We start from the raw sequence: 13,848 nt of genomic DNA on the forward strand, positions 1-13,848 counted from the left end.
ACTTATAATTATAACAAATTTAGTGTCATAATTCACATCTTTGTACTACTAATTTTTCAGAAAAACGAAGTGTTTGCCCATATTTTCCAATTTTCAATAAAATGAATGCTTTGAGCAACGCATCTTCTTATTTCTCAAATATAATATTCAGATGAAAAAACACAACTTTAGCGCAGGCCCTTGTATTTTACCACAATCCGTAATGCAAAAAGCAGCGGATGCCGTTTTGAATTTTAACAATTCTAATCTTTCACTGATAGAAATCTCCCACAGAAGCACTGATTTTGTGGAAGTCATGGAGACGGCACGGAGTCTTGCCCTAGAACATTTAGGTCTTCAAAATAAAGGTTATCAAGCGCTTTTTCTTCAAGGTGGCGCTAGTCTTCAGTTTTTGATGACTGCCTATAACCTTTTAGAAACAAAAGCTGCCTACCTAAACACGGGAACTTGGAGCGATAAAGCAATAAAAGAAGCAAAACTTTTCGGGGAAATTATTGAAGTTGCCACTTCGAAAAGTGAAAACTTCAATTTTATTCCTAAAAATTACCAAGTACCAAAAGATGTAGATTACTTTCACTGTACTAGTAATAACACAATCTTCGGTACCCAAATGAAAGATTTCCCACAAACCGCAGTACCGCTGGTTTGCGATATGAGCAGCGATATTTTTTCGCGACAGCTGGATTTTTCAAAATTCAGTTTAATTTATGCAGGTGCGCAAAAAAATATGGGCCCTGCAGGAACTACGCTCGTTGTAGTAAAGGAAGATATTTTGGGGAAGGTTTCAAGAGCAATTCCTTCAATGTTAAATTACAAAGTCCAGATTGAAAAGGACAGTATGTTCAATACACCAGCTGTTTTTCCGGTGTATGTTTCTATGTTGACCTTGCAATGGTTAAAAGATTTGGGTGGAATATCAGTCATCGAAAAAGAGAACAACAAAAAAGCCGAAATTTTATACAATGAAATTGATCGCAATCCTTTGTTTAAAGGTTTTGTGGCCAATACAGAAGATAGGTCAACAATGAATGCTACCTTCAATCTAAGAAATGAAGAATTAAAAGCAACTTTTGACGATCAAATAAAACAAGCCGGTATCAATGGAATAAACGGACATAGAAGTGTTGGCGGATACCGCGCGTCTATGTATAATGCCTTGCCACTTGAAAGCGTACAAGTATTGGTAGATGTAATGCAGGCTACGGAAAAAGGCGCATAGAATTAGATAAGCCTCCCTGCCCTCTAAAGGGGGAGAAAACTGTATTAATAGAAGTTAAAAATATAAAATAATTTACCCGCGTTAAAAGTCCCCTTTATGGGATTTAGGGGTAAAACACAACCAATAAATATGATAGTATTAGCAAACGACGGAGTTTCAAAAAGTGGAATAGATGCCTTAACAGATGCAGGCTTCAAAGTGTTAACGGTCCATGTTGCACAAGAACAACTTGAAAATTATATCAATGAACACAAAGTTGAGGTTCTTCTAGTACGTAGCGCCACCAAAGTACGGAAAGACATTATTGATGGATGTCCATCAATAAAAATAATTGGTCGTGGCGGTGTGGGCATGGACAATATTGATGTGGATTACGCTCGTAAAAATGGAATTGAAGTAATAAATACTCCAGCTGCTTCATCAGAATCTGTGGCAGAGCTTGTTTTTGCACACCTATTTGGCGGTGTCCGTTTTTTACACGATTCAAACCGGAACATGCCTTTGGATGGTGACACAAAATTTAAGGATTTGAAAAAAGTCTATGCCGGTGGAAGAGAGCTTAGAGGAAAAACACTAGGAATCATTGGGTTTGGAAGAATTGGTCGTCAAGTTGCCAAAATAGCATTGGGTTGTGGGATGAAGGTAATTGCCAGCGACCATGAAGTGGGGGAAGCAGATATCACCTTAAGTTTTTACGATGGACAAGAAATAACCTTAAAAATAAAAACGGCTCCCGTAGATAAATTAATTAAGCATAGTGATTTTATTAGCCTGCACGTACCTTCCCAATCGGGTTATTTAATTGGTAAGGAAGAAATTTCAAAAATGAAGGACGGTGTTGGTATCGTCAACACTTCTCGTGGGGGAATTCTTAATGAAAATGCACTTTTGGAAGCAATTGAAAATGGCAAGATTTCCTTTGCGGCACTAGATGTTTTTGAAAATGAACCTACTCCATCCATAAAGGTTTTAATGAATGATCAGATTTCACTCAGCCCACACATAGGAGCAGCTACCGAAGAAGCGCAAGATCGTATTGGGGTTGAGCTTGCAGAGCAAATAATCAATATTATGGTAAAGGCTTAACCGTGATTTTATTATCTTAGCTTATTAATCAAAAAACAAGACAAAATGAGTTCAATTTTAGATTTATTAGGCAGCGATATGGGCAAGCAACTCATTGGCGGAGCGAGTGCACAAACAGGACAATCTCCTGATAAAACAGCAACCGTATTAAGTATGGCGCTTCCAGCACTAATGGGGGCCATGAAAAGAAATGCTTCAACGCCAGAAGGAGCTAAAAATTTAAACAATGCCTTGGAAGACAATCGTCACGATGGTTCAATTTTAGATAAATTGGGTGGTCTTTTAGGCGGTGGAGGTGCCGATTCAAGTTTAATGAATGACGGTGCAGGTATTTTAAGCCATGTACTTGGTGGAAATCAATCTAAAGTTGAGAATAATATAAGCCGTGCAAGTGGTGTTGATTCTAATTCTGTTGGACAAATTATTAAAATGGCTGCTCCAGTTTTAATGGGGCTTTTAGGAAACAAGAAGCGAAAGGAAAATGTGCAAGAAGGAGGCATTGGCAGTTTGTTGGGTTCATTTTTAGGAAATAGTAGCGGGAGTCAATCCATAATAGAAAGCTTATTAGATTCCGATGGCGACGGTAGTGTTTTAGACGATATTGCGGGTATGTTTACTGGTGGGGATGATAAAAAGGACGGTGATAACGGCGGAATTGGTGGGATGCTTGGTGGAATGTTCGGAAAATAAATCTTTATATCAATTTATATTTAAAATACCATCCGTTATTTAACTGAAGGTATTTTTTTTTTGCAGTGAAATGGCATGAGGATTATACCTACATTGTTTAACTTTGCTCCAATAAATTTTATTCTAGGAAAAATCAACCGATAAATAAATAATCTGATGAAAAAACTTATTCTTTTATTTTCTATATGCGTTGCCATCTACAGTTGTGGAACTGGCAATAAAATGAGCAGTTCTTCCTCTTCAGATGTTATTAAAAACGATACTATTCGCATTGGAAATGATGATCTCGATTATGAAATTCTGATCATTGAGCCTGGTTTTGATTCTTGGTTAATCTCTCAGCCTCCTCGCGGATTTTATGGTCAATCATTATTGGAATCAAAAAACAGAAGCTTTGTTTCAGAATTTAATAGTCGCGTATTAAGCCCTGGAAAATACCCTAGCACTCTATATTCCGAACAAATAAACTATGATCCTACGGTTGATTATGGTTATGAAGTAAACTACCTTCTTTACAATTACTTCGTTTATTTTCAAGACAAGTACAACCAAAAATTTATAAGCGGAAGAAATTGAAAAAACTAAAAGAACGTTGGAATGTTCAAACCAACGGCCAACTTTTTATAATCTTTTTGGTGTTTGCAATCACTGGTAGCTCTGCTGCCAAATTAGCCGCACCAATTACTGAATTCCTTGAGATCAAAAGGGAACTAGGCTGGTATGTATACTGGCCTTTTCGAATATTAATTATTTTCCCCGTCTATCAGGTACTCTTGGTACTTTTTGGATGGGTTTTTGGCGAGTTCGAGTTTTTCTGGGGTTTTGAAAAGAAAATGCTCCGCAGAATGGGTTTAGGGTTTTTACTTAAAAAATGATTTTAAAAAAAGACATATTTAAAATTGTAATAGCCGCGATTTTCTCGCTGGCTTTGCTATTTCCTACTGCCGTAAAATTTGCGCATACCTTTGAAGATCACGAACACGAAGTATGTACAGATCTTTCTGTCCATATTCACAAAAAACAATTGGATTGTTCTATTTGTGATTTTCATTTTTCAATTTTTAGTTTTGAAGCACAAAGCCTTCCTGAATTTACGGTAATAAATAGTTTTCACACAACGAAAATTATTTATCTACTACCAGAATTCACAACAAATAACATACACTATTTCCTAAGAGGTCCTCCGCTGCTTTCTTGATTTTATAAGCATACATCTTTTAAAAATTTTAAAAAAAATCAAGAAGCATGAAAAATATTTTATGTTTGCTTGCAGTACTATTTTTATATACTGCAGCGAGCTCACAAAACTCCTTAAACGGAACAATAACTTCAAAAAATTTAAACCAACCCGTCTCAGCCACAATCTATATTCCACAATTGGAAAAAGGCACAGTAGCTGATTTTGACGGCAATTACCAATTAAACAACATTCCTGATGGAAATTATAATGTGATATTTTCTTCTCTCGGTTTTGCGACCGTTTCCAAGAAAATAGCTTTCTCGAAGGATAAAAGTATCATCGAAAATATAGAAATGGATGAAAGCGCCGTGGAAATGGAAGAAGTGATCGTTTCTACTCCCTTCCATAAATTACAGAGTGAGAATATAATGAAAGTGGAGCGTATTTCTACAAAAGATCTAAGTTCTTCCGGTGCTGTAACATTAGCAGATGGCATTAAAAATATTGCCGGTGTAGATATTATAAGTACTGGTACAGGAATTGGAAAACCCGTAATTCGAGGCTTGAGTTCCAATCGAGTTTTGACGTATACACAAGGCGTTCGCCTGGAAAACCAACAATTCGGAGACGAACACGGTTTGGGCGTAAATGATTCCGGTATTGAAAGTGTAGAAGTAATAAAAGGCCCTGCATCCTTGCTTTACGGAAGCGATGCTTTGGGAGGTGTACTTTATCTTAATCCTGAGAAATTTGCAATTTCTGGAGAAACCCACGGTGATTTAAACAGCTCCTATTTTTCAAATACTTTAGGATCTTCAACCAATATCGGTATTAAAACTTCAGGTGAAAAACTGAAGTTCTTGGCTCGTGGCTCCTACTCTTCCTTTAGTGATTATGATACCGGAGCAGATTATCGAGTAACCAATTCCCGTTTCAATGAAAAAGATCTAAAGACGGGATTACAATACTTGGGCTCAAAGTTTAAATCCACACTTCGTTATAATTACAACCGCTCAAACATTGGTATTCCTGAAGAAATTGGTGAACAAACCCGATCAAAAGATTTAGAACTTCCTTTTCAGGAAATAGACAATCATATTTTGAGTTTTGACAATACTATTTTCTTAAACAAATCTACATTAGATATAAAATTGGGCTATTTGTTTAATGATCGGCGCGAGTTTGAAGAGGAAGCAGACACTGCAGCACTACGCATGAAATTGAGCACTTTCAATTATGATGTAAAATACAATCTTCCGCAATTAGGGAGATTTGAAACCATTATAGGACTCCAGGGAATGTTTCAGAATAATAAAAATACAGGAGAGGAAATACTGATTCCAAATGCCAATACTACAGATGTAGGTCTTTTGGCAACTTCTCACTATCATTTGGAAAAGCTGGATTTACAGGCTGGAATTCGTTTTGATGCCAGAAAAATTGAAAGCGATGCAGCTCGAAATCCATCAGATGAAGATTATATTCCCCAGCTAAATAAAACCTTTACAAGTTTTACGGCTGCTCTAGGGGCGAAAATGGATTTATTTAAAAACCTTTCTGTACGTGTTAATATGGCTAGTGGATTTAGAGCTCCAAACTTGGCCGAGCTTACTTCTAATGGCATACACGAAGGCACAAATCGATACGAACGTGGAAATCAAAATTTGACGAACGAACAGAATTTCCAAACAGACATTTCTTTGGAATACAGAAATAAACATATTGAATTTTTCGCCAATGGTTTTTATAATGCTGTAAACGATTATATTTTTATTTCACCTACCAATGAAGTAATAGCTGAAACTCAAGTTTATGACTACCTTCAAGATAATGCAAAACTCTATGGCGGAGAATTTGGGTTTCACTTGCACCCACATCCATTAGATTGGTTGCACCTTGAAAGTAGTTTTGAAACCGTTACCGGGCAATTGAGCAACGATGCGTATCTGCCTTTAATTCCGGCTAATTCATTACGAAATACTTTTAGAGTAGAATTGGACGATGGTAAAACCAGAAAATCCAGTACGGCTTTTATTACGCTCGAAAATACCTTCGACCAGAAGAACGTTAGTAATTTTGAAACCAATACTGGTGGATATTCACTTTTGAGTGCCGGAATTGAAAGTAGCTTTAAACTTCAAAAAGCAATGTTCACGATCGGTATAAATGGAACGAATCTAACCGATAAAAAATATGTTTCGCATCTATCGCGATTTAAACCAGAAGGGATTTTTAATATTGGCAGAAGTATAAATGTAAATCTAAAAGTAGAAATCTAATGAAAAAGCTCCGAAATGGGCAGTCATGGTCGGAAGAAATTCCGACCATGACTGCCGAAATGGGGCTTTTTTTTATTCGTTTGATCTAATTTTAATAGTTCGACGTGTGGGTTGTTTTTTCCAAACAAATGTATAAAGCCACATTAAGGTAAATGTTGGAATTATATCTGTAAATGGCAGGATTTCTTCCAAAAACACTATTACAGAAGCAACTTTACCCTCTGTTCCTTTATACATATCACTCATCTTTTTTGCTGCATAAGGTGCCCAAATTATATCTAAAAATGGCCCTACAATTGGAATAGCCATGCTTGACATCCCAATAAGGTCAAACAGGATTCCCTGACGCAATAAAGTATATTTTTCGTTTTCCATTTTGATTTTTAAATATAGTAACTCAAAAAACATTCCAAGAAATGTTTTACTGCCATTAAGCGATATAAAGATAGGAATAAATAATTACGAAAGATCGCTACTAATCAATTTAAGAAATTCATTTCTAGTTTGAATGGACTCAAACTGTCCACGAAAACCTGAAGTAGTAGTTACACTGTTTTGTTTTTGAATTCCACGCATCATCATACACATATGTGAGGCCTCAATAACCACCGCAACTCCCTTTGGTTTTAAGGTGTTATTGATACATTCTAAAATGTCATGGGTTAAACGCTCCTGGACCTGCAGTCTACGTGCGAAAACATCTACAATTCTAGGAATTTTACTCAAACCCACAATTTGGCCATCTGGAATATAGGCCACGTGTGCCTTTCCGAAAAAGGGAAGAATATGATGTTCACACAAAGAATAAAGTTCAATATCTTTTATAACTACCATATCGCGATAAGACTCCGCAAACATGGCGCTCTTTAATATGGCTTCAGGATCTTGACAGTGGCCTGATGTTAAAAATTGAATAGCTTTAGCTGCTCTCTCTGGAGTTTTTACAATGCCTTCTCGCGCAACATCCTCTCCTATGCCTTTTAAAATTTGAGTATAATTTTCAGTTAAATTGTCGGTTACTGGTTTATCGTATTCTTCGAAATATTTATATGAAGACATGAGCTTTTTGTTTAAGAATTCGGTGTCAAAAATAAACCGTTAATTTGAGAAAACAACAATATATATAATTGGATTGTATTATAGTTCTATAAATAGTACTTTCACAATCTAATTTTTTGCTATGATTGAAGCCCAAAATATTCATAAATACTATGATAATTTACACGTTTTAAAAGGTGTTGACCTTCATATAAAAAAAAGTGAGATTGTTTCCATTGTCGGTGCTTCAGGAGCTGGAAAAACTACATTGTTGCAGATCTTGGGAACATTAGACTCTTTTCAGGACAACAAAACAAAATTAAAAATTAACGATGTTGATATCGGTTCACTTTCTGGAAGAATGTTAGCCAAATTCAGAAATGAGAATCTCGGATTTATATTTCAATTCCATCAACTTTTACCCGAATTTACTGCGCTTGAAAACGTCTGTATTCCAGCATTTATAAAAAACACCCCAAAAGTCGATGCCATTAAAAGGGCTAAGGAATTACTTTCTTTTTTGGGACTTTCACATAGAGAGGAACATAAACCAGGCGAACTTTCTGGTGGTGAACAACAAAGGGTAGCAGTAGCTCGTGCACTTGTTAATAACCCGGCAATAATACTTGCCGATGAACCCAGTGGAAATTTAGATACGGAAAGTGCAGAAAACCTGCACAATCTTTTCTTTAAACTACGGGACGAATTTGGACAAACATTTGTCATTGTAACTCACAATGAAGAGCTTGCAAATATGGCAGATAGAAAGTTGGTGATGCAGGACGGGCTTATCGTAAGCTAAAGTTCCAAGTATCCAGTACCAAATTTCAAATTCCAAATATTAAGTTCAAAAAAATATCGAATTGCAATTAAGGTACAAATATTCGGTTACTGAGCTAGAAAGAAGCACACAGTTATGACCAAAAGTGAACTCAAAGAATTCCTAGACGCAAAAGTTATACTCTACAATAATCCAAAGTTTATTGAGAGCGATCCAATTCAAATCCCACATCTTTTCACCTTAAAAGAAGATATTGAAATAGCCGGGTTTTTGGTTGCGACCATTGCTTGGGGAAACCGGAAAAGTATAATTAACAATGCAAAGCAATTGGTAGATTTGATGGGGAATTCACCTTATGACTTTGTGATGAATTTTTCAGATAAGGAAGCAGATTCTCTTTCCAGTTTTGTTCATCGCACTTTCAATAGTGAAGATTTATTTTACTTTTTTAAATCACTTCAGAATATTTATACAAATCACGGTGGCTTGGAAAGTGTTTTCACCAAATATATAGACGATAATTCCTTGCAACCTTCCATTCATCATTTTAAAAAAATATTTTTTGAACTTGAACATCTGCCTAGAACAGAAAAACATGTTAGTGATCCATTAAAAAATTCCGCAGCCAAAAGAATAAACATGTTTCTACGTTGGATGGTTCGCAACGATACTGCAGGTGTAGACTTTGGAATTTGGAAAAGTATTTCCCCTTCCCTACTTTCATGCCCATTAGATGTTCACAGCGGAAATGTTGCTCGAAAACTCCAATTATTGAGTAGAAAACAAAATGACGCCAAGGCTGTAACCGAACTGGACACTGCACTACGAAAATTGGATGTAAAAGATCCAGCAAAATATGATTTTGCCCTATTTGGCTTGGGTGTTTTTGAACGCTTTTAGTTCAAATATTAACTCGTATCGCACAAATGATCTCTGTTTAACAAATCTTTATAAAATGTCGTACATTTACCTCTTATCTGAGGCTTCATTTTGAGGAACTCTAAAGAAAAAATTAGATAAAAGACTGTGATAACACCAAACCTCCCCATAGATGAGAAACAGCGACTAGAAGCCGTTCGCTCATATCAATTATTAGACACCCTCCCTGAAAAAGATTTTGATAATATTACAGCACTTACAGCAAGCATCTGTGATGTGCCTATTTCTTTGGTGACGCTGATGGATGCTGATCGTAATTTTTTGAAATCATATTACGGTCTTAATTTTAATGAATCGCCACGAGATACTTCCTTTTGTGGTCACGCAATTTTAGATGAAAGCAACTTATTTATTGTGGAAGACGCCAGAAAAGATTCACGTTTTGAAAACAACCCGCTTGTTAAAGACATGGAGGCTATTTTTTATGCTGGCGTACGTTTAGTGAATTCTGATGGTTATCCGTTGGGCACGCTCTGTGTTTTCGACACTAAACCACGCACACTTACAAAATCTCAAAAAAACGCACTTATTTCATTGGCATATCAAGTTGTAAATTTATTCGAGGCCAGAAAGCGAAATCAAACCCTAATGGAGGTTCAAAGGGAGCTCAAAGAAAAAAACGAAGAACTAAAAAACTTTGCTGGACTCGTTTCGCACGATATGAAGATGCCGTTGGCTAATATGATAATTACTTCTGATATGCTCCGCACCAAATACGGATCGCTTTTAGACGATCAAGGAAGGGACTATTTAGATTACATAAAGCAATCTTCATTTACACTAAGTGAATACATTACAGGGCTTTTGGAGCATTACGAAAGTGATAGAACAGCCTCTTTATCTGAAGAAGTTTTTGATAGCAATGATCTTTTGGAGGAAATAATCGAGTTGATGAATATTAATATTGACTGCGAGATAAACCTGCCCGAGGAAAATATAGAAATGCAAGCGAACAAACCTGCTTTAGAGCAAATAATCCTTAATCTAGTTGGAAATAGCTTAAAATATAACGAAAAAGAAAAGATAAAAATTGACCTCGACTGTGAGGAGAAAAATGGTTTTTATCAATTTAAAATCACTGACAACGGTATGGGAATTTCTAAGGAGAAGTTACCTCATATTTTTGAACTTTTCGAAACCTCTGGCACTTTAGACCGAAACGGAAAAAAAGGAAACGGTATCGGTTTATCAACCGTTAAAAAATTAGTTACGAAGCTAAATGGGACTATTTCTGTTTTTTCTGAGCTTGGAAAAGGAACAAGTTTCGAGTTTAGCATCAAGAAGAATTAAGCTTTTGTTTTTATTCTGTTAAACCACTTTTTAAGGCACTAGTTTCCTTATATATTTACTTTCAATAAAAATGCACTTCAACTAATATATGATTTCCCCTCAACTCCCTGAAAATGAAAAAGAACGGCTTGCGGCACTAAAGGAATATTTTATACTTGACACATCTTCTGAAATTGATTTTGATAATATTACCAATCTAATTGCAAAAATCTGTGAAGTACCCATTTCATTAATAGCACTTCTGGACGATGATCGAATTTTTTTTAAATCGCATTCTGGATTAGATTTCAACCAATCGCCACGTGATATTTCTTTTTGTGGTCATGCCATTTTAGGTGATAGTGAAATTTTTATTGTTGAAGACGCCTCCAAAGACTCGAGATTTAAAGAGAATCCATTAGTGAAAGACTCAAAGGCAATCTTTTATGCGGGAGTACCTCTTCAAAATCCCCAAGGATTTAAACTCGGAACGCTTTGTATTTTTGATCATAAAGCGAGAGAACTAACCGAACTTCAAAAAGCCGCATTAATCGCTTTGGCAGCCCAAACAGTAAATTTATTAGAGCTAAGGAAAAAAAACGATCTTTTAATGAAGTATCAAGCTGAGCTACAACGAAAGAACGATGCACTCTCCAAGTTCGCTCACGTAGTATCTCACGACCTTAAATCTCCATTGGCCAATATCACTTCCCTCACAAGATTACTACGTGAAGAAAACATAGCGAAGTTGTCAGATGACTCAGAAATGTATCTGGATTATATTGAAGAATCCTCCTCTACTTTACGCAGTTATATTGATGGTATTCTAAATTTTTATAAATCAGATGAATTATTAGAGTATCAAAAAATGGATATTACCTTAAAACATTTTTTTAGAGAAATTGGAGAAATTTTGGTTACTGATGATATTGTTTTTGATTATCCACAAAAAGGCGAGCTATACAATATCAATAAGCTCGCACTCTGCCAGATTTTTCTTAACCTAATTGACAACGGCCTAAAATACAATCACAATAAACAACGAAAAGTTTCAGTGGTTTACACCGAAGAAACCGATACCTATAAATTTTCTGTCTCAGACAATGGAATGGGAATTGATCTTGGCGTACAGGATGAAATATTCAATCTTTTTAAAACGACTGGAATAAAAGACCGCAACGGAAATGAAGGGACCGGAATTGGTTTAGCTACTGTAAAACACCTAGTCTCGAAGCTTGGGGGAAGCATTTCTTTGGAGTCTGAACTGGGAAAAGGAAGTATCTTTACCTTTAGCATTAAGAAATAGGTAATATTACATTCCATTTTCTATCTTTGGACAATATTTATAGGAATGCAGTTTAAACACCCAGAAATTCTTTACGCCCTTTTCCTGCTACTTATCCCGATATTTATTCATTTATTTCAACTTAGGCGTTTTCAAAAAATAGATTTTACGAATGTCGCTTTCCTGAAAAAAGTGACTATCCAAACTCGGAAAAGTTCGCAGCTCAAAAAATGGCTGACGCTTCTAATGCGCCTAGCTGCATTAGCTTGCATCATCATTGCATTTGCCCAACCTTTTACCGCTTCAAAAACAGCTTTAAACCAAGAAAAAGAAACGGTTGTTTATATAGACAATTCCTTTAGTATGCAGCTTAAAGGAAACAATGGCCCTCTTTTGGAGCGCGCTTTACAGGACTTATATAATAAAACGAGTAGTGCTGGAAAACTAAGTTGGTTTTCAAATAATTCAGAAAGAAAAAATAGTTCTCCACAAGATTTTAAAAATGAAGTGCTTTCAATTGATTATTCGCAAAACCAGTTAAATCCAAACCAAGTCCTTCTTAAGGCGAACCAGCTTTTCTCCAATGAAAAGGGAATTCAGAAACGCTTGATTTTTATTTCAGATTTTCAGCAAAAAGAAGTCTTTCCAGAACTTCCAGAGAATTTGATCGTGGACGCCGTGCAACTGAAAGCTGTAAAACGCGCTAATATAGCGCTGGACAGCGTGTTTGTTGCATCCAAAAATACTTCTACTACACAATTAAAAGTGAAGGCGTCAAAGCAAGATGACGATATTAATGAAGCGACCATTTCATTATTCAACAATGAAAAACTGGTAGCCAAAACGGCTTTGGATTTTTCACAGAACAACCATGGGATTGCAACCTTCGACATAGAAAATGCAACAGATTTTTTAGGGAAATTACAAGTGAACGATCCCAACCTTCCGTTTGATAACACATTATACTTCAGCATTAATAAGCCTGGAAAAATAAAGGTTCTCGCTATCAACGAAGCAGACGGTACGTTTTTGCAGCGTCTTTTTGAAAAGGAAGAATTTCAGTTTACACAACAGACTTTTCAAACGCTGAACTACAATGAAATTTCCGAACAAAATTTCATTATCCTTAACGAGTTGGAGGAAATTCCTGCGTCTTTAAACACAGCTTTAAAGGCCTTTAGCGACGAAGGTGGAAGTATACTTGTTATTCCTTCTTCTGAAGCAAATTTGGACAGCTACAACAACTTTCTACAAACATCAGCATTGGGAACGCTTTCCAAGGAAGTGACGCGAGATAAAAAGATTACAAAAATTGCTTTTTCACATCCTTTGTTTAAAGATGTTTTTGAAAAAGAAGTAGTGAATTTTCAATATCCAAAAGTAAACTCGTTTTACGATCTTTCTACAAATGCCACTCCTGCCCTGATTTTTGAAGACAACAAAGCCTTCTTACTTCAAAAGAATAAAACATTCTTCTTTACAGCTGCAATAAATAAAGAGAATTCCAATTTCCAAAGCTCGCCGTTAGTAGTGCCAAGCATTTATAATATGGCATTGCAAAGTTTACCGCTACCACGTCTTTACTATACAATAGGTGAGCAAAATGCTATCGCTATTCCGGTGAAATTAGCATCAGATGAAATTTTGACCATAAGAGATTCCACTTCGCAGTTTATTCCACAACAACAGACCAAGGCAAACTATGTTTTAATGACTACTGTTGATGATCCTTCAAAAGATGGTAATTATCAAATAGTTAAAGAAAACGAGTTTCTGAAAAACATAAGTTATAATTATTCTAGAAAAGAAAGTGAATTACAATATGTAAATGCTGAAAACTGGAAAGGTGCCAACGTTTACAAAAGTATCGATGACCTTTTTGATTCTATAACGGAAGCCAATTCTATAAACAGTTTTTGGAAATGGTTTGCTATTTTTGCATTTGTGTTTTTAATATGCGAAATGCTTATTCTAAAATTTTTCAATAACGCTTCGGCGCCACTCAGCGACCAAAAATGAATGCGAAAATCCAAATGAACCTAAAATATTCGGTTACTGAGCGAAACCGAAGTATGAACTTTA

14 protein-coding genes are annotated in these 13,848 nt (G+C 35.9%); 12 read left to right on the plus strand and 2 right to left on the minus strand.

Annotation, left to right across the window (positions count from 1 at the left end; all coding sequences use genetic code 11):
* The first annotated feature begins 151 nt into the window (after positions 1-151).
* The 7 genes from serC (at position 152) to G440_RS0103745 (ending at position 6,454) form a co-directional block, all read left to right on the plus strand.
* Positions 152-1,219: a 3-phosphoserine/phosphohydroxythreonine transaminase gene (gene serC, locus G440_RS0103715; protein WP_026450066.1), complete on the plus strand. Its 1,068-nt coding sequence runs from the start codon at positions 152-154 to the stop codon at positions 1,217-1,219.
* A 129-nt stretch (positions 1,220-1,348) separates the two neighbouring features.
* Positions 1,349-2,305: a D-2-hydroxyacid dehydrogenase gene (locus G440_RS0103720; RefSeq protein ID WP_026450067.1), complete on the plus strand. Its 957-nt coding sequence runs from the start codon at positions 1,349-1,351 to the stop codon at positions 2,303-2,305.
* A 45-nt stretch (positions 2,306-2,350) separates the two neighbouring features.
* Positions 2,351-2,995 carry a DUF937 domain-containing protein gene (locus G440_RS0103725; protein ID WP_026450068.1) on the plus strand — a complete coding sequence of 215 codons (645 nt, stop codon included), beginning with the start codon at positions 2,351-2,353 and terminating at the stop codon, positions 2,993-2,995.
* Positions 2,996-3,151: 156 nt separating this feature from the next.
* The gene (locus G440_RS0103730; RefSeq protein ID WP_026450069.1) at positions 3,152-3,571 is read left to right on the plus strand and encodes a DUF6146 family protein; all 420 of its coding nucleotides are present in this window, start codon (positions 3,152-3,154) and stop codon (positions 3,569-3,571) included.
* A complete protein-coding gene (locus tag G440_RS0103735) occupies positions 3,568-3,870 on the plus strand; it encodes a DUF6787 family protein (RefSeq protein WP_026450070.1) in 303 nt (100 codons plus the stop codon). The genes G440_RS0103730 and G440_RS0103735 overlap by 4 nt, the downstream gene beginning before the upstream one ends.
* Positions 3,867-4,193, plus strand: coding sequence for a hypothetical protein (locus G440_RS20565; RefSeq protein WP_051285132.1), 327 nt, complete (start codon positions 3,867-3,869; stop codon positions 4,191-4,193). Before G440_RS0103735 ends, G440_RS20565 begins: the two co-directional genes overlap by 4 nt.
* Positions 4,194-4,240: 47 nt before the next feature.
* Complete coding sequence (locus tag G440_RS0103745) at positions 4,241-6,454, plus strand: TonB-dependent receptor (protein ID WP_026450071.1); 2,214 nt, start codon at positions 4,241-4,243, stop codon at positions 6,452-6,454.
* Positions 6,455-6,526: 72 nt separating this feature from the next.
* On the opposite strand, the gene G440_RS0103750 is transcribed toward G440_RS0103745, so the two are convergent.
* Complete coding sequence (locus G440_RS0103750) at positions 6,527-6,829, minus strand: hypothetical protein (RefSeq protein WP_034258987.1); 303 nt, start codon at positions 6,827-6,829, stop codon at positions 6,527-6,529.
* Positions 6,830-6,913: 84 nt separating this feature from the next.
* Positions 6,914-7,513 (minus strand): GTP cyclohydrolase I FolE, encoded by a 600-nt coding sequence (folE, locus tag G440_RS0103755; RefSeq protein ID WP_026450073.1) that lies wholly within the window; start codon positions 7,511-7,513, stop codon positions 6,914-6,916.
* Between the two features lie 121 nt (positions 7,514-7,634).
* Between folE and G440_RS0103760 the strand changes: the two genes are divergently transcribed.
* The 5 genes from G440_RS0103760 (at position 7,635) to G440_RS19440 (ending at position 13,785) form a co-directional block, all read left to right on the plus strand.
* A complete protein-coding gene (locus G440_RS0103760) occupies positions 7,635-8,294 on the plus strand; it encodes an ABC transporter ATP-binding protein (RefSeq protein WP_026450074.1) in 660 nt (219 codons plus the stop codon).
* A gap of 114 nt (positions 8,295-8,408) precedes the next feature.
* A complete protein-coding gene (locus tag G440_RS0103765; RefSeq protein ID WP_026450075.1) occupies positions 8,409-9,173 on the plus strand; it encodes a TIGR02757 family protein in 765 nt (254 codons plus the stop codon).
* A gap of 126 nt (positions 9,174-9,299) precedes the next feature.
* Positions 9,300-10,502 (plus strand): sensor histidine kinase, encoded by a 1,203-nt coding sequence (locus G440_RS0103770; protein ID WP_026450076.1) that lies wholly within the window; start codon positions 9,300-9,302, stop codon positions 10,500-10,502.
* A gap of 88 nt (positions 10,503-10,590) precedes the next feature.
* Complete coding sequence (locus G440_RS0103775; RefSeq protein WP_026450077.1) at positions 10,591-11,787, plus strand: sensor histidine kinase; 1,197 nt, start codon at positions 10,591-10,593, stop codon at positions 11,785-11,787.
* A 45-nt stretch (positions 11,788-11,832) separates the two neighbouring features.
* Positions 11,833-13,785, plus strand: a complete 1,953-nt coding sequence (locus tag G440_RS19440) for a BatA domain-containing protein (RefSeq protein WP_051285135.1) — start codon at positions 11,833-11,835, stop codon at positions 13,783-13,785.
* Positions 13,786-13,848: the final 63 nt, after the last annotated feature.

Origin of the sequence: Aequorivita capsosiphonis DSM 23843 (assembly GCF_000429125.1) — a bacterium.
Lineage (GTDB): Bacteria > Bacteroidota > Bacteroidia > Flavobacteriales > Flavobacteriaceae > Aequorivita > Aequorivita capsosiphonis.

Excerpts from the sequence above, each read along its gene's own strand:
- serC (WP_026450066.1), top strand. The coding sequence starts at position 152 with ATGAAAAAACACAACTTTAGCGCAGGCCCTTGTATTTTACCACAATCC.
- G440_RS0103720 (WP_026450067.1), top strand. The coding sequence starts at position 1,349 with ATGATAGTATTAGCAAACGACGGAGTTTCAAAAAGTGGAATAGATGCC.
- G440_RS0103725 (WP_026450068.1), top strand. The coding sequence starts at position 2,351 with ATGAGTTCAATTTTAGATTTATTAGGCAGCGATATGGGCAAGCAACTC.
- G440_RS0103730 (WP_026450069.1), top strand. The coding sequence starts at position 3,152 with ATGAAAAAACTTATTCTTTTATTTTCTATATGCGTTGCCATCTACAGT.
- G440_RS20565 (WP_051285132.1), top strand. The coding sequence starts at position 3,867 with ATGATTTTAAAAAAAGACATATTTAAAATTGTAATAGCCGCGATTTTC.
- G440_RS0103745 (WP_026450071.1), top strand. The coding sequence starts at position 4,241 with ATGAAAAATATTTTATGTTTGCTTGCAGTACTATTTTTATATACTGCA.
- G440_RS0103750 (WP_034258987.1), bottom strand. The coding sequence starts at position 6,829 with ATGGAAAACGAAAAATATACTTTATTGCGTCAGGGAATCCTGTTTGAC.
- folE (WP_026450073.1), bottom strand. The coding sequence starts at position 7,513 with ATGTCTTCATATAAATATTTCGAAGAATACGATAAACCAGTAACCGAC.
- G440_RS0103760 (WP_026450074.1), top strand. The coding sequence starts at position 7,635 with ATGATTGAAGCCCAAAATATTCATAAATACTATGATAATTTACACGTT.
- G440_RS0103765 (WP_026450075.1), top strand. The coding sequence starts at position 8,409 with ATGACCAAAAGTGAACTCAAAGAATTCCTAGACGCAAAAGTTATACTC.
- G440_RS0103775 (WP_026450077.1), top strand. The coding sequence starts at position 10,591 with ATGATTTCCCCTCAACTCCCTGAAAATGAAAAAGAACGGCTTGCGGCA.
- G440_RS19440 (WP_051285135.1), top strand. The coding sequence starts at position 11,833 with ATGCAGTTTAAACACCCAGAAATTCTTTACGCCCTTTTCCTGCTACTT.